The following is a 22787-nucleotide window of genomic DNA, read 5'->3' on the forward strand; positions in this document are numbered from 1 at the left end:
TGGGGCTGCGAAGGAAGACTATGAGAATACGACCGTTGCTGATGCTTTGTCTGGCAAGTTTTTTCTCCTTGGGCCTTCCCCTTGCCAGTCAGGCGCAGTCTGTGGCCATCAAAGGTCCGAAGAATGCCACACGGGAGTTCTCGGGCGTAGTATATGGCCCGATCGAATCAAATGATACCTTGTGGCGTATCGCCCAGCGTTATCGTCAGAATCAATCCCTCAGCATCTACCAGGTGATGGTGGCGATTTATGAACTCAACCCAAACGCGTTTGAACAGCAAAATCTGAATCTTATGGTGGACGGCGCCATGCTGCGCCTGCCCAGCGAGCAATACATTGCCCGTATTGATGTAGAGCTTGCCCGTCAGAAGGCTGAATTAGACGAACAGGCGCTCAAACGTGCAACCACTGCCACCCCTTCACCGGGGGCCAGTCTGAACAAAGCCATCAACAGCGCCAGTGCCGATGAGCTGGCACAGACCCGCCAAGCTATTGAGGCAAAACTCAGCAACCTCGATCAGGAAAACCGTCAGCAATTCGACAGTCTTAGGCAACAAATTGCCGCTTCTATTGATTCGGTACAAGCGCTGTTACTCGAAAATAATCAGGTTTTGCAGCGCCTCGACAAGGTAAATGAAGATATTGAAGCCCTGCGTCAAAGCCAGGAACAGGACAAAACTCAGTTGTCCTCTTTGCTGGAGCAGCAGAATGAACTGGTGGATTTTTCCCGAGAGATCAAACAGCAACAGGAAGTTGAACGTCAGCAAAGCTGGTTTAATAGCCCGGCTACCATGGTGGCGGCCACACTGATCCCAACCTTGCTATTGTTAGGCGGTTTGGCCATGTGGCTGAGGCGTCGCAACAATGAACCACAGCCTGCCGCAAGCTCAACTCAGGCCCCAGCGCCCGCTCCGGTGATAGAAGATAACCCCATGGATGACTTGTCTGATGCGCTGACCGATGAGCTGTCTGGCGAACTGGAGACAGATGACAAGGATGACGACCTGTTTGGAGAAGAATTACTCGATGACGTGCTGACCGACGAATTGGAAGAGTCGCTGGATGCCGCCTTGGGTGAAGACTTTGATGACTTCCAGGATCTGGCCGACGAAATGCTGGTGCCAGAAGATAAACCCAAACAGGAAGAAGCTTCAAACGGTGGTTTACTGGACCAAGGTGATCTCGACGATTTATTCAGTGATGAGCAGGAATTGCTGGATGAAATCAGTGATATGGATGATGGTCAGGCCATCGACTTGTCTGAGGTGGAGGAATCGCCGGCCACAGCGCCAGAGGACGATGACAATTGGGATGATGAACTGGATGATATGCTGGAATCATCACCAGGTGGCGATGAGAAGCCAGAAATCAGCATAGATGAACTGCTTGATGAGCCCATGGCACAGGATAGCCAGGTGGAAGATGACAGCCTGGATCTGGATAAACTGGATAAGGAGTCATCTCTTAGCGATGAGATGATCGAGCAACTTGATCAGGAAATTGCCAGCCAGGGTAAACAGCTGGATGAGCTGACTGACGAACTGTTGATGGAACTGGAACAGGTCGACAACCTGCAGGACGACTTGGCCGATGAGCTATTGGCCGAACTTGAAAATGAGAATCTGCTGGAAGATGAAGAGGTTGAGTCTGGCGTAAGGGCTGATTCAGAGCCCGGCCTGGATGATCTGTCCGACGAGCTGTTGTCAGAGCTGGAAGCTGAGAATACTGAAATCCCCGAAACGCAGCAGGAGAGCGCCGGGCAAGCCGATGCAACTCAGGATGACCTGACCGATGAGCTGTTGGCTGAACTGGAAGCCGAAAATCCCCAACTTGAGGACGCCGCCTCCGAAATTGAGCAGCCGGATATCGCAGGGGACGACCTTAGTGATGAATTACTGGCTGAACTAGAGGCTGATGAAGCGGATTTGGATGCACCGGCTGAGTTGGCAGAGGATAAAACCGACAACCGGCAAGAACCTATGGCAGAAGAGGAATCTGCTGAATCACAGGATATTCAGGTCTCTGCTGATGAGCTGGAGACAATGCTTGATGAAGACGTTGCCCAGACTGAGACGCAAGGGGATGAGATAGATCAGGAGCTGGCGGAGTTCGAACAGGCATTGGATGCATTTGAGCAGGAAGTGCCTGAACAGGATACTGACACTCAACAGGCGGCAGATGCTGAAGCTGATACGCCAACTGCCGAACAGGTTGATAAAGCGGCTGATGAGCCAGGTCTGGATGATATTCTCGACGACGATGCGCTGGAGCAGGCGTTGGCAGATATGGAAGACGAAAGCCTGACTTCTGATGAACTGGCCAAAGAACTCGATGAGCTGCCGGCCCTGGGCGACTGGCTGGAAAATAAAGACACCACAGCCAAAGCAAAGGTCAGTGACGATGATCAGATGTTAGATGAACTGGAGTCATCAGACTTTGATCAGATGCTGGAGTCCATGGATGCCGAATCAGAACAAGAATCTGAAGACGTAAAACCTGATGAACCAGAACTGGATCTTGAAGCCCTGCTGAATGAGCATTTGCAAGATCCTGAGCCACCCAAGCCTCTGGCTGAATCGGAAGAAGATTTCCTCGATATCGACGCCCTGCTCAGCGAAAGTCTGGAAGCGGAAGAAGAGCCAACTGTGGAGAAGGAACTAAATCTGGATGTGGACTTAGATCAATACTCCGGTGTGAAAGATGACGAAGACGTAGTGGACGTGGATAAGGACAGCGGATTAGGTGCGAAACTGGATCTGGCCCGCGCCTATCTTGAAATGGAAGACAAAGAGTCCGCCATAGAGCTGCTGCAGCAGGTGGTGGAAAAAGGTAGCCCTGAACAACAGCAGGAAGCCCAAACCATTCTGAATAATCTGAGCTGAATATGAAGTTTTTGTGACGCTATTGAGTCACCTTTGCCTGACTCGTAGACTGTCGGTCACTGTATCAACACAGATGACCGATGAAAACCGAATTCGACGCAAGCTGGAAAGAATGGATCCAGACCAACGTAGCGGCTGGCCATAGCAAAGACAGCCTGTTTAAAATTCTACTTGATGAGGGCTATGCGCATCAGGCTATTAAGCAGGCACTAGATTATGAACCCAGTGTTCCTGCGTTCCTGTTAAATAACCCCCTGAAAAGCGATAAGCAGCCCCAGCATAAATACGGGCCAAAGCTGCAAAAAAATCAGTTGTTTCTGGCCAATGCCAGAAAACTTGCAACACCCGTTGTGGCCTTTGTCGCCGAAGATTTTTGTCTGGCCGACGAGCGACATACGCTGACAGAATGCCTGACTCAGAATATCAGTGCGCAACCGGACAACGCTTTGGGACGCCTGGATCGGCGCCTTTGCCGATATGTGGGGATTGAACCCTCTTATGCGACGCCGGTTGGTTCATTAACCAATCTGGCGGCCAGCAAGGGCAACCCTGAGCTAGGCTTTATGCTGGTATTGAACGTCTCAACTGCAGCCATACCCATTGAGAGCTTGGATTTATTGCTAGCGCCCGGAATGCTGTTGTTGGTGCAGAATAGTCCGGCAGGCAGCGCTGATATCAGCCAACTGTTTTCTCCGTTAGATGGCACAGGGCTGCTGTATAAGACCTTCTTAAACCGAAGCCAGCTTGAGCCTGCGCCAAACATGTTTAGCAAAGAGGCCAATGAATTTATTCCCAATTACACCTTCAGTGGCTTGATGAAGCTCAAGCTGGCACCTGGTTTATTTGCCGATATAGCCAGTTATTATTTACTCAATATGCAGCATAGCAAGGAAGAAAATGTGCCGGGTGATTTCATGTTCAACCGGCACAAGCGGGTTTCCAGTACGCTGATTGAATTGCCGCAAAGCCTGAAGAACAGAGTACATGATGAACTTAAGCCCCTGGTGGAACGCTGGTGTCAAGCACCCGTAGAGCCAACTTATGTATATGGTGTGCGAACCTATCATGAAGGGGCAGCGCTGAAGCTGCACCGGGACAGAATTGAAACCCACATACTCGGGGTTATCATTAATGTTGATCAGGAAGTGAATCAGCCGTGGCCGTTGGTGATTGAGGACAACTACTATCGTCGTCATGAGGTATTTCTGAAGCCGGGAGAGGTGCTGTTTTATGAAGGGGCCAGGCTAAAGCATGGTCGTCCTACCCCTTTTGACGGCAAACGCTTTGCGAATATATTCTGCCACTTTACGCCAAAAGGTTATCTGCCCAGAACATTTTAAGCATTGGCTGGACCCCTGTTATACTCCCGGCAATTTTTGTCTGGCAGAGAAGATAATGCGAATTGCTCTGGGGATTGAGTACGACGGCTCAAAATATTATGGCTGGCAGCGTCAGCGCGAAGTCAACAGTGTTCAACAAGAACTGGAAACTGCCCTTAGCCGTATTGCTGCGGAACCAATAGAGTTATCCTGCGCCGGGCGCACCGATGCGGGAGTGCATGCTACCGGCCAGGTGGTGCATTTTGATGTGAATAATGCGCGGCAAATGAGGGCCTGGACTTTGGGCATGAACGCCAGTTTGCCAGATGACATAGCAGTGAAATGGGCGGTCGAGGTACCGCAAGAGTTTCATGCGCGTTTTTCCGCCACCGCCAGACGCTATCGCTATGTGATCTACAATCACCCGCTACGCAGTGGTATTTTGCGGCAGGGGGTAACCCATTATCACAGCCATCTTGATATCCATCGTATGAACGAGGCGGCAGCCTGTTTGCTGGGAGAGCATGATTTTAGCGCCTTTCGTGCCGCCATATGTCAGTCAAAGTCACCAAACCGACATGTAACCCATGTAGCCTTACATAGGCTTGGCGATTACGTGGTGCTGGAAATTCAGGCTAATGCCTTTTTACATCATATGGTGCGTAATATTACCGGCTCGTTGTTGGAAATTGGCAGCGGACACAAACCGGTAGAGTGGCTGGCGCAGTTATTAGCTGGAAAGGATCGTAGTCAGGCGGCCGCTACGGCAAAACCCAATGGCTTGTACTTGGTGGATGTGACATATCCTGAAGCGTTTTGCCTGCCGCAGTCCAGTCCTGGTCCATTATTCCTGCCTCCACAATTGTAAATAATCTGGCTGAAGACAATATGGCGGACAGAGGATGTTTGAGCGTTATTGGGATTCCGTGGCGTATGGATCACTTCTAAGACCAGTTAATATTTTTGGTCCTACCTTGATTTATGCTCTAATAGCGCAAAATTAACTGGTTCATGCCTTGTTATATCGGCGTGACCTGGCCGAAATCATGTTCGGCACCATATTTCAAGGCAGCGCTTGGCGCTGTACAACATCAGGATTAAGGGTTCCATGAGCAGCTGGATTCAGAAAATACTTCCCCGTACCCAACAGTCGGCCGCCGCTAAGGCCAATGTGCCGGAAGGGGTATGGACTAAGTGTACCGAATGTAATGCCACCCTGTATAAACAGGAGCTTGAGCGCCAACTGGAAGTTTGCCCTAAGTGCGATAACCATATGCGCATTAGTGCCAGAGCGCGTATTGACAGCTTTCTGGACCAGGGGGAGCGGGTTGAACTGGGGGGCGAATTAGAGCCTCAGGATGTGCTGAAGTTTAAAGACTCCAAGAAGTACAAGGACAGAATTACTGCCGCACAAAAATCCACCAACGAAAAAGACGCCCTGGTGGTGATGAAAGGCAAGCTCAATGGTATGCCAGTGGTGGTGGCGGCATTTGAATTTGCCTTTATGGGCGGCTCTATGGCCTCAGTAGTAGGGGCCCGTTTTGTTAAAGCGGTGGAAGCCTGTCTGAAAAATAATTGTCCGCTGGTGTGTTTTTCAACCAGTGGCGGAGCACGTATGCAGGAAGCCCTGCTGTCGTTGATGCAAATGGCTAAAACCAGTGCCGCGCTGGCTAAAATGAGTGAGAAGGGCTTACCCTATATTTCGGTATTGACTGACCCAACGATGGGGGGGGTATCCGCCAGTTTAGCTATGCTGGGTGATGTTAATGTGGCTGAGCCTAAAGCCCTGATTGGTTTTGCTGGTCCCCGGGTCATCGAACAAACCGTACGTGAAAAGCTGCCCCCTGGTTTCCAGCGCAGCGAGTTTTTGCTGGAAAAAGGTGCCATTGACATGATTGTCGATCGCCGTCAGATGCGTGACAAGTTGCATAGTCTGCTTAGCAAAATGCATCACTCCAACTGATTTATGACACAGCAACCTTCTTCCCAGCCTTCCACATTGGAAGGCTGGCTGCATTATCTTGAGTCCATTCATCCGTCCACTATTGATATGGGACTGGATCGCACCCGCGAAGTGTTTCAGCGCCTGGCGCTGGATTTTTCCAGTATCAGGATAATTACTGTGGCAGGCACCAACGGCAAAGGCACGACTTGCGCCATGCTGGAACAAGCTTTAGAGCAAACCGGCCGCCGTACCTGCGTATACAGCTCCCCGCATATTCTGGACTACCGTGAACGCTTGCGTGTAAGTGGACAGATGCTTAGTGAGCAGGCCCACTGCCAGGCCTTCGCGTTAGTGGAACAGGCCCGGGCGGACACCAGTCTGACCTACTTTGAGTTTGGCACCCTGGCGGCCTTGGTGCTTATTGCCCAGCAGCAGCCGGACTTTGCCATTTTGGAAGTCGGGTTGGGCGGTCGACTGGATGCAGTGAATATTCTTGATGCTGACATTGCTGTGATTACCACCATTGATCTTGATCATCAGGATTGGCTGGGCAATACCCGTGAACTGGTGGCAGCGGAAAAAGCCGGTATTTTTCGGCGTAATGGACAGGCCGTTGTGGGGGAGCCGCAGCCGCCGGCGAACCTGGTGGACATAGCCGACAATCTCAATCTGGACGTGAGTTGGCAGGGCCGGGACTTCAGTTACCGAATTGAACAGAACCGTTTTTATTGGCAGGGCGACAATGGTGTGTCGTTAAGTGGGCCGCTGCCAGCTATTCCGGCGGCTAATGCTGCCACGGCGCTATCTGTGCTACAACGGCTGGGTGTACTGGCTGAACTGAATGTGGAAGCTTTATTAGGGGAAATTCACCTGATAGGGCGTTGTCAGCTAATAAATGAACATCCCCGAGTGCTGGTGGATGTTGCACATAATCCCCAATCGGCCAACTATCTATTGCAGCAAATCAGCCAATATTCAGCGCAAAACGTACATCTGGTTGTCGGTATGCTGAAGGACAAAGATATCGGTGCTTGCCTGAGGCCATTTACCTGTTTAAGTCCACGTTGGTATTTGGCGCCACTGGGCGGTCCGCGTGGGGCCACGGCCAGGATGCTGGCTGATTTGCTGCCTGATGGACAAAAAGTGCTAGAATGCCAATCCGTACAAGATGCCTACAGCAAAGCCTTGCAGCAGGCACAACAACAAGATCTGGTGGTGGTGTTCGGCTCCTTTTTTACTGTGGCTGAGATTTTATCTATCACCACCTCTTGAACCCAATTGACACCCAGGCGGGGAGGTAAGTTTGTCTTCAGCATTTCAAAACAGACTGGTAGGTACCATTATTCTGGTGGCCCTGGCGGTCATTTTTTTACCGGATATTCTGGATGGCGAAAAAGTGTCCCATAAAGACACTTTTCTGCAGGTACCTGCACGACCTGACCATCAACCTGTCGCGCAAACTGCCGCCTTTCCTGAAGATGAAGTGAAAGAACGGGTCAGTCGCACGGTGGAAATCGTGGATGAAGTGGCAGTGGATGACCCTGTGCAGGCGGATGAGCAAGTGGCCGCAGTGCCATCCGGCGAAATAACAGAAACGCCAGATGAGGCAGCAGATTATCAAGTTGCTGACAAGACGATTAGTGCTGGTTGGGTTGTGCAGCTCGGTAGTTTTCGTCACCAAAAGAATGTGCGCGAGCTGATGGACAAACTGGAAGCGGCAGGTTATCGCACATTCAGTCGCAATATTAATACCAGCGCAGGACAGTTGACCAAAGTGTTTGTTGGCCCTGATCTGCAAAAAGATAAATTGGAAAAGGCGTTGCCTCATTTGCAGGAACTGACCAAATTGCAGGGCAAAATCACTGAGTTCAGGGCTGAATAAATCAGCCCTTTTTTATTTGGGCAGCGAATTTCTTATTTCGCAATAATGAAGATTTTCGTATGGGCTTCTGCTAGAATGCGCGCGGCTTTTTTCATCGAATGACGGCATGAACTGGATAGACTACTGCATTATAGGCATCATCCTGCTTTCCACCCTTATCAGCCTGGTTCGGGGCTTTGTTAAGGAAGCTGTTTCTCTCGCCGTCTGGTTCGCCGCATTCTTTATTTCCAGTCAGTTTTACGCCGATTTGGCGGTCTATCTGGATAACTTTTCAGATCCGATGGTTCGTAATGGTGTGGCCATTGCGATCCTGTTTGTCGCTACGCTGATTTTGGGCGGCCTATTAAACTATCTTATTGGACAGATGGTCCAATATACCGGGTTGTCTGGCACTGACCGCGCACTGGGTGCCGTGTTTGGCTTGCTCAGAGGGGCACTGGTCGTCAGCGCATTGTTGTTTTTTATGGATGCATTTACCGGTTTTGGCAAAGCACAATGGTGGCAGCAGTCCATCCTGATCCCTGAATTCAGTATTGTTATTGAATGGTTCTTCGAATACCTCCAGAACCATTCCAGTTTCTTAAACCCTTGAGCATCCATGCCTTTGGCAAGATGCACTGGAAAATATAGGTAACTTGCATGTGTGGTATCGTAGGTATCGTGGGTAAAAGCCCGGTTAATCAGGCTCTGTATGATGGATTAACCGTATTGCAGCACCGGGGGCAGGATGCTGCAGGTATCGTCACCATTGACGATGGCATGTTCCACTTGCGTAAGGCCAATGGACTGGTCCGGGATGTGTTCCATAGCCGCCATATGCAGCGCTTAACCGGCAATTTCGGCATAGGTCATGCGCGCTATCCCACCGCAGGTTCGTCCAGTTCCGCGGAAGCCCAGCCATTTTATGTGAACTCGCCCTTTGGTATTGCCTTTGCTCACAATGGCAACCTGACCAACGCTCATGAGCTGGAAGAAGAGGTTTTCCGTATTGCCCGTCGTCATATTAACACCAGCTCAGACTCTGAGCTGTTACTGAATATCTTCGCCCATGAATTGCAGGAAGGCTCCGGCCTGACCCTGGAGCCACAGGATGTGTTTAATGCGGTAAGCAGAGTGCACCGTAAGATTAAAGGTGCATATGCTGTAGTGGCAGCCATTATCGGTAACGGTATGGTGGCATTTCGCGATCCTCATGGTATTCGTCCGCTGGCATTGGGTAAGCGGGAAACCGAGTTTGGCGATGAATATATGGTGGCGTCTGAGAGTGTGGCGCTGGACGTGGTGGGTTTTACCTTTATCCGCGATGTGGCGCCGGGTGAAGCTATTTACGTTACCGAAGATGGCCAGCTGTTTACCCAACAGTGCGCTGATCATCCAACCCATACTCCCTGTATTTTCGAATTTGTTTATTTCGCCCGCCCTGACTCCTTTATTGATGGTATTTCAGTATATGCATCCCGAGTCAATATGGGGCGCAAGCTGGGCCAGAAAATTGCCCGTGAATGGGCTGACCTGGACATTGACGTCGTGATCCCCATCCCTGAAACCTCGAATGATATTGCCCTGCAAATAGCCCAGGAACTGAATCTGCCATATCGCCAGGGTTATGTGAAAAACCGTTATATCGGCCGTACCTTTATTATGCCGGGCCAGACTCAGCGTAAGAAATCAGTGCGTCGTAAGCTCAATGCTATCTCTTCTGAATTTGCCGGTAAGAATGTACTGCTGGTGGATGACTCCATTGTAAGGGGCACCACTTCTGAGCAGATTATTACCATGGCTCGCGAATCTGGCGCCAAAAAGGTGTATTTTGCCTCTGCCGCACCTGAAATTCGCTTCCCCAATGTCTATGGTATTGATATGCCGTCAGCCAATGAGCTGATTGCCCATGGCCGCGAAATCGACGAGATCTGCGAACTTATCAAGGCCGATGGTTTGATTTTCCAGGATATTAGCGATTTGGTGGAAGCCGTAAGGGAAGAAAATCCGGAGATTGGCCGTTTCGAAACGTCAGTGTTTGACGGCGAATATATTACCGGCGATGTGGATCAGGATTATCTGAACAGGCTGGACCTGATGCGTAATGACTCGGCTAAGCATAAAAAAGGCCAAATGGAGTTATGCAATTTAGAGATTCATAATCTGGATGGCGAAGCCTGATTCTTGTTGCAAATAAAAAACCGCGCTAAAGCGCGGTTTTTTGCGTTTGTAACCTACAGCATTTGTAGATGATATTGAGGTGACGCCTCAGGCCATATATTCAGGCCCCAGACCCATTCCCCACAGAATGACCGAGCCCGCCATAATAATAACCAGCAATACCAGCCCGCAGGTCACCACCGAACTGGCATAAATAAAGCCCTTTTCTTCGGGGATCTGCATAATAATCGGCACGCCGGAATAGAGCAGATAAACAGAGTAAGTCAGCCCGGCCAGCCCAACCAGCATCACAAACCAAAGTACCGGATACAGCGCGGCAAAACCTACCATAAACAATGGTGTGGCAGTGTAGGCCGCCAGTTCCAGTGACTGGGTGAAGGATGGATTGGCATCAAAGGTCTTGGCCATCCAATGCACCAGATAGGCCAGGCCAAATACGCCAGCGACCAACGCCAGATACATGCCGATGCTCATCATCATGGCGCTTTGCTGAGTGAGCTTGATCACATCTCCCACCCCAATACTCCAGCCGAGATGAGCCGCAGCATAATAGCCGGTAATGGCCGGAATCAGGGCCACGATCAGTATATGGGTCATACTGTAGCTAAGGCTTTCATGCCTTTTTTCAATGGTTTGCCATTCTTCTTTGGGGTGAGCATAAAGACCCCACAGATGGTTCAGGATCATAATCTACCTCACTTAGCGCATTGGCTTCTTAGTTGATGTTTCCCCACAGCTTTATACTGATGGAGTGTTTTTAACATTGTTTTAACATTAGTTTCATGGACCTTGCTTCGTTCGTCAATAGTTTATTTTATCGACAATATAACCCTATGGTTTTACTGGTTTTTACTAACAGATTAGGGCCACTCTTTTTCTCTCTGAAAGGTTTTTCAGTGGTGCTCACATGAAGAGCAGGGCAACCTTTTAATGGGCAAACTACACAGGGGAAATAAGGTTATCTGCAGCAAGAATGTTGCCGATGACTAACAAGAGCGAACCTCGCATAGCCATGATAAAATCCCCTTATTTAGCTCTGAACGGGCCAGTGGCTGCTGTACAGATTAAAAGTCTGAGATTGTTGTTTGAATACTTTACTTGCTCCCATTAAATCATTCCTGCATTGCGAGACACCGAAGCAATGGGTTGACGCCGCGATGAAACCGGTAAACCTCTCTGTGCTGCTTACCGATCACCTTATTTGCGAACTGAAGGCCGCCCAAAGTGCCATGTATTTGATTCGCAAATATGCGGTAGACGAGGAAAGTGGCGCTGCGCTGCTTAAATGGCTAAAGCCATATGAAGATTTTGCTTATCGTCAGATTGGTGATTGGCAAGCGTTGGCCGGGCATGACAAGCTGACTAAGGCAATGATACCCCGTTCGACTTCGCCTTATAGTCAAGATCTGATTAATAAAATGGTGCTACTGATTAAAGAGGAGCTCCATCATTTCTATCAAGTGCTCGAGCTTATGCAAGTGTTTGGAGTGGCTTACGACAAGATTACCTCAAGCCGGTATGCCAGAGGCTTACTCAGTCATGTCAGAACTCATGAGCCAGCGGCATTGGTTGATAAATTGATCTGCGGAGCTTACATAGAGGCTCGTTCATGCGAGCGTTTCGCAGCCATTGCACCTCATGTCGATAGCAGGCTGGGGGAATTCTATATTTCTTTGCTACGTTCTGAAGCACGCCACTATCAGGACTATTTGACGCTGGCCCAGGACTTTGCCCAAAACGATATCTCAGCGCGCGTTCAGCACTTTGGCAGCGTGGAAGCGGAGCTGATTTTATCGCCGGATAGTGATTTTAAGTTTCACAGTGGCATGCCAACCTGACCCTACCTGCAGGGTTTCAACTTCAAATTAGCTGATAGGCTCACTTGGCGGGCGGTGCTTACACAACCGGGGTAAGCATGCCAATCCTTGGCTTTGCTTTTGCCTGTTCGTCGGTAACATTTGTCAATTATTCTGAACAAGGTTTTTCGTCCGTATTCTGTTTGTTTTTTATTCTGGCTTGCTGAGTTCCTCCATGAATGTTAACAATATGTTGCTTCTAAAGCAGTTATCTTGAAATGGATAGATGGGGCATGGAGCTGCCATAAGGCAGCAATTCTGTTCAACGGAAAAGGAATAACAAATGAAATTGAAACTGAAGAAGAACACGTTGATGCAACTCTCTAACGACATGGAAGTTGTGCCGCAGAAACTAACGCACAACATAGCTGGTGGTGCACCACCTTCCCGCTTTGATCTCTGTCTTACCACTATTCAGCCGCTGGCTGGCCGATGTGATCCTTTCACTGATTTTTGTACATCGGGTGCAACCTGTGGTTCGACTTGTGGTTCCACCTGTAGTTCCACTTGTGGCTCCACCTGCGGTTCCACTTGTGGCAGTACTTGTGGAGTAACGTGCGGGGCTACTTGTGGCGCTACATGTGACGGCTGTCAATCTTTACGGATTTGCCCGCCATCGCTTGAGCCCTATGGCAATAATGCAGTGCCAAACAGGCCACATACCTGTTTCTGCTAATAAAGATGAGACAAAGAAGCCGGGCTTCTTTGTCTTTTCCTGATTTTCTGTGCCTGGCTGCTGCCAGGAGTTTTTTGAGCCGGGCAGCGATAACCAGGCTGTGTCGGCAACAGACAGAGAGTATAAAGGCCATAAGGAGAAGGCGATGTCTGCACTTATCAGCTCTGAACAACAGCACCAACAATGTCTGCACATTCTCAGACAGATTACCGACAGAATTGACAGCGAGCTGCTCAGTGTCAGGAACTGGGGACTATGCGGTGGTGTAGCTGGCCTGATTTTATTTCTGGTGGAAATGGAAGCTAACTACCCAAATACCCTGGGTATGGATAAGATTGAAAGTCTGATTGATGCCCTGCAAAGCAATTGCGATTTGAAAACACTGCCACCGCGACTGGATATGGGGCTGTTAGGCATTGCCTGGTTACGTGAACACCTGCAACAACGCTTTGGTGATGACGATGACGTGAATGCCGATATTGACCAACTGATACTCAATGCATTGTCGGTGGATACTTGGTCGGGAGAATATGAGCTACTGGCCGGATTAGCCGGTTTTGGCCTTTATGCCAGCAAGCGTTCCGGCTACGACAGCGGTAAGCGGATGATTGAGAAAGTGGTGCAGCACCTGCAGTCACTGATGGTGGAAACACCACAAGGGCTGGCGTGGCCAAGCGCCCCCACATCGGCTTATCACTCAGACGGGAATAGCGAGCAAGTGGAGTTTAACCTGGGGCTGGCTCACGGTAATGCCTCTGTCTTAGGGTGTCTAACCCACATTTATCGCTGTCAACCCACGTTAGAACACGAGCGCCTGTTAAGGGGCAGCGCCGATTGGTTATTGGCACAGCGCAACCCTGCCGATACCGGCAGCTACTTTTCCTACAACAATCGGCGGGTGATGCGTTCGCGCATTGGCTGGTGTTACGGCGATATTGGTAACGCCCTGGTGTTATGGCGTGCAGGTAAAGCCCTTGAAGATCAACGTATTCAGAACGCCGCCAAAGACATTGCCGTCGCTTGCACAACCCGACGGGATTTTAAGTTGACCTCTTGTTATGACGCAGGTATTTGCCATGGCTCAGCGGGCAATATGCTGATTTTTCAGACACTGCATGATGAAATGCAACATCCGGCGTTATTGGACTACGCGCAATTCTGGCTACAGCAAACGTTCGACTATGCGCAAAAAGAACCCAATTTGGATGGTTTACGCCGCTTTGATGGTGAAGCCGACGAATATCAGGATTGCCCTGGGATGCTGGAAGGGCTAGCCGGGGTGGGACTGTGTTTGTTGGCTGCAGTCGGTCATGACAGCAGTTGGAAAGAATCTTTGTTATTGGAGTAACAGTATGCAAACCCAAGGAGTGGCGGAGTTCTTTATTCTGAGAACCCCCAGGCTGGCTTTTAGTGAGCTGACGCAATGGCACAGCAGTGATAAGCGCCAACTGCGAGAAAAACTTAATGCCTGGCTACACCATCCTGAAACGCTGGAGGCGTTATATCTGGCCAGCCCATCGCTATTGCAACGCCTGCATCAGTGGCAGCAGGACCCAGACTCCAAACGTGGCCAGAAAATGGAGTTGGCATTAGCAAAGTATTTTATGCGCATGGCCGGACGTGCCACGCCTTTTGGATTATTTTCGGCTATTAGTCTGGGTAAAGTGGCAGAATCTGACCATTTAGCACTTAAAAGCAATGATGGTTTCAGCCGCAAGACACGCCTGGACAGTTCTTGTTTGCTGGCCCTTAAAGCCCGCTTGTGCGAGCAGGACTGGGTGGCCAAAGACATGCCATTGGTGACCAACGACAGCCTCTACAAAATGGGTGCTGAGTACCGTTATGTGGAAAGCTATTTTGTCAAAGAGCAAATTCATTACCGACTGACATCTGCGGATATCAGCGAGCCTTTGCAGTTGATGGTGGAATCGGCCAGGGAGCCAGTGCGACGTCAGGTGTTGCTTGATAATCTGATGAGCCTGGATACTGAAATCAGTTGCGCGGACGCCGAGACATTTGTTGCTGAACTGGTGGAGGCGCGCATCTTGCTGCCGGTGTTCAATCTTCCTATCAGCGGTGATGATATGGGCAGGCAGTTTCAGCGCGAAGCGGCTGCTCTGGGATACCAGCAATTAAGTGCCGAGCTTGAGGCTATACTAAGCGAGCTGGATGGTCTGGATCAGCAACAACACAACCCCCCCGAATCTTACCAGGCGCTGTATCAAAGGATGCAGGCCATGGCACTTTCGGCGGATGAGGCTAAGTCTTTTCAGGTGGATATGCTGCGTCATGCACCAGATCTGACCCTGAGTAAAGATAAAGCCGAACAGGTGCTGGTTGTGGCCAGACATCTGTCGCGCTTATTGCCGGCACCGGGCAACCCCTTCAGTGACATAATCAATAAAATCAATAATGAGTTTGTCGGCCGGATGATGCCGCTGAAAGCGTTTTTGGACGACGAGTCTGGCTGGTCCATGTCTTCTGACACCGGTTATGCCACCCCTTTATTAAAAGGACTCAACCTTGCCGCTGCGCAAGCTGGCATGGGCAATGCTGGTTTGTCTGCCCTGGACCGCTTATTACTGAAGAAGCTGATGGCCTGTGCAGATGAGAAAATTACTGAAATCAGTTTGACGGAGAAAGATATCGATCAGCATCAACTCAGTCAGACCAGCTATTTTGCCGACAGTTTTGCCGCCAGCCTGGAACTGTATGGCGACAAGGCGGATACCATCAGATTAACCGGCTTTTATGGCCCTTCGGCTGCTAACCTGCTGGGGCGATTCTGCCATCTTAGCCCACAACTCACCGAATATACCCGTGATTTGCTCAAACAGGAGGAAGCGCAGCGCCCGGATGCTTTATTTGCAGAGATTATCCATCTGCCCAGTGGGCGCATGGGCAATGTGATTGCCAGACCTGTGCTGCGGGAATATGAAATCTGTTATCTGACCAGTGCCGGGGTGCCAGTGGAGAAGCAAATCGGTCTGGATGATCTTTATGTGTATGTTGAACAGGGTCTGGTGAGATTGTGGAGTCAATCCCACCAACGTGAAGTGATCCCGCGTCTGTCCAGCGCACACAACACCATGCATAACAGTCTGGGCTTGTATAAATTTCTGGCTGGTTTGCAAAAGCAGCAGGTGCAATACCCGTTTTTTAACTGGCCGGCACTGGCGAGGGAGCGGGACTATCTGCCCAGGGTGCGTTTTGGTAACGTGCTTTTATCGGTGCGCACCTGGTTTGTGCCAAGAGACAAGCTGACTGCCCTGGCAAAGCTATGCGGGGATGACTACAGCCAGGCCTGGAAAACGCTGCAGAGCCAACTGCAATTGCCGGATTGGCTGCTGTACAAGATATCGGATAATGCCCTGACCCTGACGCTGGCTAACCCAATTATGCTGGATGTGCTTTTAGGTGAAACCAAAGGACAATCGCTAGTCACATTGGAGGAACTGCCAGAGACAGAGTGGGGGACCGCTGCCACCCTGGATGGGCAAAGCCTGCGCAGTGAAGTGCTGCTGCCGTTTTATCAGCAGAATGATGATGTTTTGGCGGTAGCCAGGCCGCAGCCACCACAGGAAAATGTCAGTCGCGAATTTGTAGTCGGCAGCGAATGGTTGAGTATCAAATTCTATGGCGGCAATTCCACAGTCGAGAAGTACCTGCTTGAGGTACTCAGCCCGTTGTTATTTGCGGCAAAGCAGGGCGGCCTGATCGAAGGTTTTTTCTTTTTACGCTACGGCGATCCCGACTGGCATTTGCGTTTAAGACTGCATGGTGATGGCGCTAAGCTATTAGCTGAAATGGTGCCGATGATTTATCAGCACAGCGGCGACTATGTTGATAACGGGCCAATTAAACAGGTGGTTATCGACACCTATAAACAGGAATTAGAGCGCTATGGTGGTAAGGATGCCATGCCCCTGGCCGAAAACCTGTTCTGTATCAATAGTGAAACGGCCCTGCGACTGCTTGATACGGCCTTAGCTGATATGGAAAGCTACCGCTGGCAAGCGGTATTGGCAGGGTGTCATAGTTTGCTTGAAGCATTTGCCTTAAGCAATGAGGACAAACTGGAACTGATATCCCTGCTGCGTGAAGGCTACGGCAGAGAATTTGGCGACAGTCGCCATCTGCGTAAACAACTGGGGCAGAAATACCGGGATGTACAAGATCAGGTCATCAACCTGCTCAACCGTCAGCAGATGGATGAGGTACAGACGCAGCTCTGGTCTATTCTTGAACTGCAAAGCCAGCCACTGCATGTGCTGGTGCAGGGCTATCAGCAATTGGATAAAGAGGGCGCATTGCAAGGCGGTGTTAAGCGTGTTCTTGGCTCTTTTATGCACATGTTCTGTAATCGCATGTTTAAAGCCTATGGGCGGGAACAGGAGTTTGTGATCTACGACCTGTTGCGCCGCTATTATCAGTTTAAGTGCAACGCCGATACTGCTTCGAAGGATGGAAAATAACTGCAGCATGAAAAAACAACTTTTCCGCGAACAGGTTCTGGATGCCAAGAAAACCAGCATGTTTGGCAGAGTGGTCCTGACCCAGCCTCTGTCTGTAAGTGTAGGGTTGGCGTTGACGCTGGGGACACTGGTGGCTGTCCTGGCATTTTTGTGGTTGTTTCAGTATCAGCACAAAATGCAGGTTATCACGAAAATCGAGCCACAAAATCTGGTGAATATCCCGTATCAGGGGCCGCCAGTCATACTTAAGCAACATCTGGTCGCACCAGGTTCCAGAATTGAAGCGGGTAAAGCCGTGGCAAAAATAACCACGGACAGTCCAGACACATTGGAGTCAGGGCAGGCAATAACAGATAGGCTTGCCTATCTGCAACGTACCTTGGTAAGCACCCAGCAACGCCAGCAACTACTTGCACAATATTTGGCAGAGCATCAGGGAAAACTTGGCGCGGACCAGCAATTGCAGCAGCAATTGCAGCTTATCGAAGCCCAGGACCAGACCAATCGCTTGAATTATGACATTGCTCAACTGCAAGCTGTACTGGACAAGCAACAAGGTTGGCAGACAGACGGTGATATGCTCAAAGCCCAGCACTACGGGGTGTTGCAGCAATGGTACGTAAAGGAAGGGCAGAACCTGAGGATGGGAGAACTTCTGTACCGGCTTGGCGATGCTGACGGAAAACTGCAGGCCTGGTTCCTGCTGCCAGCATCCTGGTACGGTGATATTGAGCCAGGACAATCCGTACAAGTGCGTTTTGATGACTATCCATACCAGAAATTTGGCGTGCTGGATGCCACAGTGCAACAGGTGGGGAATCGGCAGGAAAGCGGTGGTTACGCCGCTATGGTGATGCTGCCGCGCCACTGGGCAGATAAAACCGGACAGCAGCAACCGCTGTTTGAGGGAATGCAGGTCACCGCCGTGCTGCAGGGGCCAAGTCAATCACTGTTCAGTTGGTTGTTCAGAATTTAATTCAAGGGGCAAGGATGGGTAATCCGGTTGATTTGTTGAATTTTCGCTTTTTCCGCCGCTCCGGCGCATTGCCGGTCATATTGCAATCTGAGGCCAGCGAGTGTGGATTGGCTGCACTGACCATGGTAGCCGGCTACCATGGCTTTAAAACCGATCTTATCCAGATGCGTAATAGAGCGGCGTTGTCGTTGGATGGCATGGATATGATCCAACTGATTGAGCTGGCCGATACTATTGGTCTGGGTGGCCGACCGATTCGCCTGGAAACCGCGGATCTGAAGGAATTCCGCCACCCGGCGATATTGCACTGGGATCTGGATCATTTTGTGGTATTGAAACGGGCCACTGACCGCTTTGTGGAGATCCATGATCCAGGCACAGGGTACCGCCGCATGTCACTGGAAGAAGCGTCCCGGCATTTTACCGGGGTGGCCCTTGAGCTTTATCCAACAGCCGAATTTACCCGGCGCGACGAAGTGCAAAGCATGACCTTCTTTGATTTCTGGCGCAGCATCCGTGGTCTGAAAGGTTGGTTGTTTAAGTTGTTACTGCTGTCAGTGGTATTACAGGTATTCTCTCTGGCCAGTCCTTATTACATGAAACTGGTAGTGGACGAAGTGCTGACTACCAACAATGAAACCTTGCTGGTGGCCTTGGCGGTGGGGTTTGGTATGTTGATGCTGATCAGCACCCTGATTCAGAGTTTTCGCTCCTATGTGACCATGCATTTTGGCAATCAGCTCAGTATTCAGATTGGTTCCAATCTTTTCCGGCATCTGATTCGTCTGCCTATGGCGTTTTACGAAAAACGCCATATTGGCGACGTGGTATCGCGATTTGGTGCCAATGAGCAGATTAAAGGTCTGCTCACCACGGGCTTAATTGAGACCCTGCTGGATGGGGTGATGGCCATTACCACCGGGGTGATGATATTTCTGATCAGCCCAACCCTGGCCTGGGTGGTTGTGGGGTTTCTGCTCGGCTCGTTATTGCTGCAACTGCTATTCTACCGGCCTGTCCGACGTTTGTCGGAAGAGGCAATCGTGGCTGGCGCCAGTCAGTCATCAAATTTTATGGAGACGGTAAGGGGCATACAAAGTATTAAGCTGTTTGCCCGTGAGCAGCAGCGCCATATTCTGTGGCAGAACCGCTATGCCGATACGCTGAATGCGGGAATTAAGCTAGGCAATCTGAACATTCTGCAGGGCATTTGCCAGTCGGTTTTAATGGGGCTGGAGAACATTCTGGTGATTTTCCTGGCCATAAAATTCATCATGACCGACGTGCTGAGTCTTGGGATCCTGTTCGCTTTTCTGGCGTATAAAGGCCAGTTTAGTGGCAACATCAATGCCCTAATCAGCCGCTATATTCAGTTTAAAATGCTGGGGCTACACCTGGAGCGGCTGTCGGACATTACCCTGAATAAAAAGGAAGAGCATCTGACCGTCAGTACCCCGGTAAAACCTAAAAGCTTTGATTTTAAAATTGAAAACGCCAGTTTTCGTTATTCGGACCGTGGTCGGCTGGTGCTGGACGAACTTGATCTGCATATCAAACAGGGGGAATGTGTGGCCATTGTCGGGCCATCTGGTTGTGGAAAATCGACCTTGATGAAAGTCATGCTCGGATTGGCTCATCCGCATCAGGGGCAAGTGGTTATGGGAGACGTGGATATTCGCGATATGGGTCTGTCCGAGTACCGAAAATGTGTGGCAGCGGTGATGCAAAACGATCAGCTATTATCCGGTACGATTGCCGAGAATATTTCCTTTTTTGATACCCAGGCGGATATGGAAAAAATTATCCGCTGTGCGTATAACGCCTGTATTCATGAGGATATCGAGGCGATGCCGCTAAAGTACAATTCGCTGATAGGCGACATGGGCTCGTCGTTATCCGGTGGTCAGAAACAACGTATCCTGCTGGCCAGAGCATTGTACAAATCCCCCTATATTTTATTTATGGATGAAGCCACCAGTCATCTGGATGTGATGTTAGAAAAGAGTATCAATCAGGTATTAAAGCAATTTAACTGTACAAGGGTGATTATTTCTCACCGCCCGCAGACCATCGAAATGGCCGACAGAGTGCTGATGCTTAAGGATGGCAAGTTAAAAGAGCTGGATAAGAATGACGCGGAATACCGCCGTTGTGTGGACAAGCCGGATGCTGTACCACTGTTTTCCGCTTCAAGGTAAGGACGCCTGCTAGCGGGGCCAAGCCCCATCATTTGACCAGGAAAAGGATGAACCGATGAAACTGAAACTCAAGAAACTGACCCTGATGCAGCTTTCCAATGATATGGAAGTGGTGCCACAAGCCCTGACCCGCGATATCGCTGGCGGACAAAAGGCCATGTCACACCATACCGGCTGTGGTATGTGTGAAGAAACCTCAAGGTATTGCGTGAGCAAAGAGAGAACCTGTTTGCTCACTCGCCTTGATTGTGAGCCGACTTTCCAATGTCCTCCGTCAATTGAGCCGTTGGGCAATAATGCAGTGCCCAACCGGCCACACACTTGTTATTGCTAAAATACAAAGATGAAAGGGAAGGGCTAGCCTTCCCTTTGTTGTTTATGGTTTTATCAGAGCCAGCTCGGCGTCTCTGTCCAGTATCACCCACCAGCGCTTACCGTGATCTTTATCCCAACCTACCAGCGCTTGTCCGGCACATTGCTCGGGCCTGTCTGGCGCTTGTGTCAGCCAGTCTTCATTCCAGGCCATATCCACCACACAATCGGCCTGAGTTATGGCCTGCCAGCCATCATTCTGCCTGATGGCCAGTAACAGTCCATCAACGTCCAGCGCATCTGGTGCGGTAAATTGCACTGCGTAACGGTCGGCTTTGGCATCAGTGATATCCCATTTGGCACTGGCAGTCAGAGGCAAAGGCATCGGACCTTTGCTGCCGCCATCGGTTTGTGACATTGGCAGGCCGTTACCTTGACTGTCTTTAGGTTCACCATAGGCACCCTGATATATCCCCGTCTGGTTCTGGGTACCACTGATAATCAGGATATCCGACGCGGTGTCACTTTCGCCGGCTAACCAGCTCAAAGTGACATGCTCTTTCAGATCGATACTGGTTTCGGGGATCAGCAGTTCGTTGGCTTCGGTATCCGGCACCACTCTTAGCGGGCTGTTCAAATTGGGAGTCCAGTTTTCGTGGGGGATAAACAGCCACTGATAGGCCAGCCGGGTCAGATCCATCAGGCTCTCTGCGCGGCTGATACCAGGAGTGAAAGACAGATCGCGGGTACGGGTATCGGTACGGTTAAAAGTATCGTTGCGTCCGCCCACCAGACGTGCAAAAGAGCCGTCATCGCCATAGCAATCATTGGTCAGATACTGGGTCTGGAATACCAGTACGGGGCGGGTGTCATGCAAAATGGAGTTAGGATATATCATGGTTTCGCAGCGGTTGGTGGTGCGGGAAAATTTGTCCATCAACTGCCAGTTGGCAGTGAAATCCTGGTCCGCATCGTTGCTTTTGGCCGTGTGCGGAGCGAAGTAGCTTTGATAGTCCACCCGGCTGCCCTTAAAGGTGAGCAGTCCGGAGTTAACATCAAAATGGGTTGAGCCTTTGCCCAAATCATAGGTGGCATTTTTCTGAGCCACGATCATCTGCACCAATTCCCGCTCACCGAAGCGGAACTCATAACCTTTATATGAGGCGTTACCTGCCATAATCTGAGTATAAGCACCCATTTTGTAGTTTCCGCCTGTCGGGGTGGAACTGGAAGGCAGGGTGGTGAGGGTGGTTTTTGCGGTGATCAGTGAGCGTTGATACTGGTGTTCGTGGCCCTGCACATAAATCACATCCTGCTCGGCGAAAAACTGGCGGATTTGTGGCTGCACATCGTATACCCAGCCGTCATCCTTGGTGCCGTCCACAATTTGCTCCAGGGTTTGACCGTATTTAGCGCCAATCAGACCGTCATGGCTGGCCACCACAATGTGATCCACCTCGTCCCTGTGACTGAGCACAATGTCTTTTATCCATGTATAAGCCACGGGCAAATTGTAGTAAGCCAGGCCAAAAATCAGCACATTTTCTCTTATCACATAGTAGTTTACCCATTCATAGCCGGGCATATGCACCGCGTCTTCGGGAATAAAACTACGCATATTGTCTATCCACTCCAGGGTATAGGCGTAGCTGGTTTCGTGATTGCCCATCACCGGCAGAAACTCAATACCCTGTTGCTGGTACTGTTTAGCGACAGATACCCACTCGGCAAATTCAATGCTGCTGCCATTGTCGGTGAGGTCGCCAAGGGCGATCACCATGTTTACTCCCTTGTCGGCCTGATGCTTGAGGACCTCATCCATAGGATGCATGGCCACATGCGCCTGACCGCTGGCGTCACTGCCGCCCTGGGTGTCAGGTAATAATCCCAACACAAAACTGGTAGGTTGAGCGGGCTGCGGCTCAGGTTGAGGTACGGGCACTGGGTTGGGAGGCTTAGGTGTGTCATAGTCCGAGCCGCCACAGGCACTAAGTACCGTGGCAACTAAGGCGCAAACTAAGGATTTGGAGAATGTTGTTGGATTTTTGAAAACGGTCATACAGTTTCCCTGAAGTTAAAAGACCGCTACTACAACAGCTGCAGATG

16 protein-coding genes are annotated in these 22787 nt (G+C 50.3%); 14 read left to right on the forward strand and 2 right to left on the reverse strand.

Going from position 1 to position 22787, the window contains the following annotated elements; translation table 11 throughout:
* Positions 1 to 20 precede the first annotated feature (20 nt).
* The 8 genes from CSR04_RS13395 (at position 21) to purF (ending at position 10188) form a co-directional block, all read left to right on the forward strand.
* The gene (locus tag CSR04_RS13395) at positions 21 to 2882 is read left to right on the forward strand and encodes a FimV/HubP family polar landmark protein (protein ID WP_102796789.1); all 2862 of its coding nucleotides are present in this window, start codon (positions 21 to 23) and stop codon (positions 2880 to 2882) included.
* A gap of 80 nt (positions 2883 to 2962) precedes the next feature.
* The gene (locus CSR04_RS13400) at positions 2963 to 4222 is read left to right on the forward strand and encodes a proline hydroxylase (protein ID WP_102796790.1); all 1260 of its coding nucleotides are present in this window, start codon (positions 2963 to 2965) and stop codon (positions 4220 to 4222) included.
* Positions 4223 to 4277: 55 nt separating this feature from the next.
* Positions 4278 to 5069 carry a tRNA pseudouridine(38-40) synthase TruA gene (truA, locus tag CSR04_RS13405; RefSeq protein ID WP_102796791.1) on the forward strand — a complete coding sequence of 264 codons (792 nt, stop codon included), beginning with the start codon at positions 4278 to 4280 and terminating at the stop codon, positions 5067 to 5069.
* A gap of 240 nt (positions 5070 to 5309) precedes the next feature.
* Positions 5310 to 6164 (forward strand): acetyl-CoA carboxylase, carboxyltransferase subunit beta, encoded by an 855-nt coding sequence (gene accD / locus CSR04_RS13410; protein WP_102796792.1) that lies wholly within the window; start codon positions 5310 to 5312, stop codon positions 6162 to 6164.
* Between the two features lie 3 nt (positions 6165 to 6167).
* Positions 6168 to 7418 carry a bifunctional tetrahydrofolate synthase/dihydrofolate synthase gene (folC, locus tag CSR04_RS13415; protein WP_102796793.1) on the forward strand — a complete coding sequence of 417 codons (1251 nt, stop codon included), beginning with the start codon at positions 6168 to 6170 and terminating at the stop codon, positions 7416 to 7418.
* A gap of 31 nt (positions 7419 to 7449) precedes the next feature.
* Positions 7450 to 8028, forward strand: a complete 579-nt coding sequence (locus CSR04_RS13420) for an SPOR domain-containing protein (RefSeq protein WP_102796794.1) — start codon at positions 7450 to 7452, stop codon at positions 8026 to 8028.
* Between the two features lie 106 nt (positions 8029 to 8134).
* A complete protein-coding gene (locus CSR04_RS13425; protein ID WP_102796795.1) occupies positions 8135 to 8620 on the forward strand; it encodes a CvpA family protein in 486 nt (161 codons plus the stop codon).
* A gap of 47 nt (positions 8621 to 8667) precedes the next feature.
* The gene (gene purF, locus CSR04_RS13430) at positions 8668 to 10188 is read left to right on the forward strand and encodes an amidophosphoribosyltransferase (RefSeq protein WP_102796796.1); all 1521 of its coding nucleotides are present in this window, start codon (positions 8668 to 8670) and stop codon (positions 10186 to 10188) included.
* An 87-nt stretch (positions 10189 to 10275) separates the two neighbouring features.
* Here the strand turns inward: purF and CSR04_RS13435 are convergent, their stop codons facing one another.
* Positions 10276 to 10875, reverse strand: coding sequence for a Yip1 family protein (locus CSR04_RS13435; RefSeq protein WP_102796797.1), 600 nt, complete (start codon positions 10873 to 10875; stop codon positions 10276 to 10278).
* A gap of 398 nt (positions 10876 to 11273) precedes the next feature.
* On the opposite strand from CSR04_RS13435, the gene miaE reads away from it, so the two are divergent.
* The 6 genes from miaE to CSR04_RS13470 all read left to right on the forward strand — a co-directional run bounded on the left by miaE (position 11274) and on the right by CSR04_RS13470 (position 20703).
* Positions 11274 to 12026, forward strand: a complete 753-nt coding sequence (gene miaE / locus CSR04_RS13440; protein ID WP_102796798.1) for a tRNA isopentenyl-2-thiomethyl-A-37 hydroxylase MiaE — start codon at positions 11274 to 11276, stop codon at positions 12024 to 12026.
* A gap of 839 nt (positions 12027 to 12865) precedes the next feature.
* Complete coding sequence (locus CSR04_RS13450; protein WP_146027172.1) at positions 12866 to 14068, forward strand: lanthionine synthetase LanC family protein; 1203 nt, start codon at positions 12866 to 12868, stop codon at positions 14066 to 14068.
* Positions 14069 to 14072: 4 nt separating this feature from the next.
* The gene (locus tag CSR04_RS13455; protein ID WP_172449353.1) at positions 14073 to 17195 is read left to right on the forward strand and encodes a lantibiotic dehydratase; all 3123 of its coding nucleotides are present in this window, start codon (positions 14073 to 14075) and stop codon (positions 17193 to 17195) included.
* Positions 17196 to 17202: 7 nt separating this feature from the next.
* On the forward strand, positions 17203 to 18171 hold the full coding sequence (locus tag CSR04_RS13460) for a beta-barrel domain-containing protein (RefSeq protein ID WP_172449354.1): 969 nt from the start codon (positions 17203 to 17205) through the stop codon (positions 18169 to 18171).
* A 14-nt stretch (positions 18172 to 18185) separates the two neighbouring features.
* Positions 18186 to 20369: a peptidase domain-containing ABC transporter gene (locus CSR04_RS13465; RefSeq protein ID WP_102796803.1), complete on the forward strand. Its 2184-nt coding sequence runs from the start codon at positions 18186 to 18188 to the stop codon at positions 20367 to 20369.
* A gap of 55 nt (positions 20370 to 20424) precedes the next feature.
* Positions 20425 to 20703 (forward strand): hypothetical protein, encoded by a 279-nt coding sequence (locus CSR04_RS13470; protein ID WP_102796804.1) that lies wholly within the window; start codon positions 20425 to 20427, stop codon positions 20701 to 20703.
* Between the two features lie 42 nt (positions 20704 to 20745).
* On the opposite strand, the gene CSR04_RS13475 is transcribed toward CSR04_RS13470, so the two are convergent.
* Positions 20746 to 22740 (reverse strand): metallophosphoesterase family protein, encoded by a 1995-nt coding sequence (locus CSR04_RS13475; RefSeq protein WP_216362565.1) that lies wholly within the window; start codon positions 22738 to 22740, stop codon positions 20746 to 20748.
* Positions 22741 to 22787 lie beyond the last annotated feature (47 nt).

Source organism: Bowmanella denitrificans (assembly GCF_002887595.1).
Classification (GTDB): Bacteria; Pseudomonadota; Gammaproteobacteria; order Enterobacterales; family Alteromonadaceae; genus Bowmanella; species Bowmanella denitrificans.

Bases quoted from the DNA above. Each gene is read 5' to 3' on its own strand.
- CSR04_RS13450 (WP_146027172.1), top strand. From the start codon at position 12,866: ATGTCTGCACTTATCAGCTCTGAACAACAGCACCAACAATGTCTGCAC.
- CSR04_RS13470 (WP_102796804.1), top strand. From the start codon at position 20,425: ATGAAACTGAAACTCAAGAAACTGACCCTGATGCAGCTTTCCAATGAT.
- truA (WP_102796791.1), top strand. From the start codon at position 4,278: ATGCGAATTGCTCTGGGGATTGAGTACGACGGCTCAAAATATTATGGC.
- purF (WP_102796796.1), top strand. From the start codon at position 8,668: ATGTGTGGTATCGTAGGTATCGTGGGTAAAAGCCCGGTTAATCAGGCT.
- CSR04_RS13425 (WP_102796795.1), top strand. From the start codon at position 8,135: ATGAACTGGATAGACTACTGCATTATAGGCATCATCCTGCTTTCCACC.
- accD (WP_102796792.1), top strand. From the start codon at position 5,310: ATGAGCAGCTGGATTCAGAAAATACTTCCCCGTACCCAACAGTCGGCC.
- CSR04_RS13395 (WP_102796789.1), top strand. From the start codon at position 21: ATGAGAATACGACCGTTGCTGATGCTTTGTCTGGCAAGTTTTTTCTCC.
- CSR04_RS13475 (WP_216362565.1), bottom strand. From the start codon at position 22,740: ATGACCGTTTTCAAAAATCCAACAACATTCTCCAAATCCTTAGTTTGC.
- CSR04_RS13465 (WP_102796803.1), top strand. From the start codon at position 18,186: ATGGGTAATCCGGTTGATTTGTTGAATTTTCGCTTTTTCCGCCGCTCC.
- folC (WP_102796793.1), top strand. From the start codon at position 6,168: ATGACACAGCAACCTTCTTCCCAGCCTTCCACATTGGAAGGCTGGCTG.
- CSR04_RS13460 (WP_172449354.1), top strand. From the start codon at position 17,203: ATGAAAAAACAACTTTTCCGCGAACAGGTTCTGGATGCCAAGAAAACC.
- CSR04_RS13455 (WP_172449353.1), top strand. From the start codon at position 14,073: ATGCAAACCCAAGGAGTGGCGGAGTTCTTTATTCTGAGAACCCCCAGG.
- CSR04_RS13400 (WP_102796790.1), top strand. From the start codon at position 2,963: ATGAAAACCGAATTCGACGCAAGCTGGAAAGAATGGATCCAGACCAAC.
- CSR04_RS13435 (WP_102796797.1), bottom strand. From the start codon at position 10,875: ATGATCCTGAACCATCTGTGGGGTCTTTATGCTCACCCCAAAGAAGAA.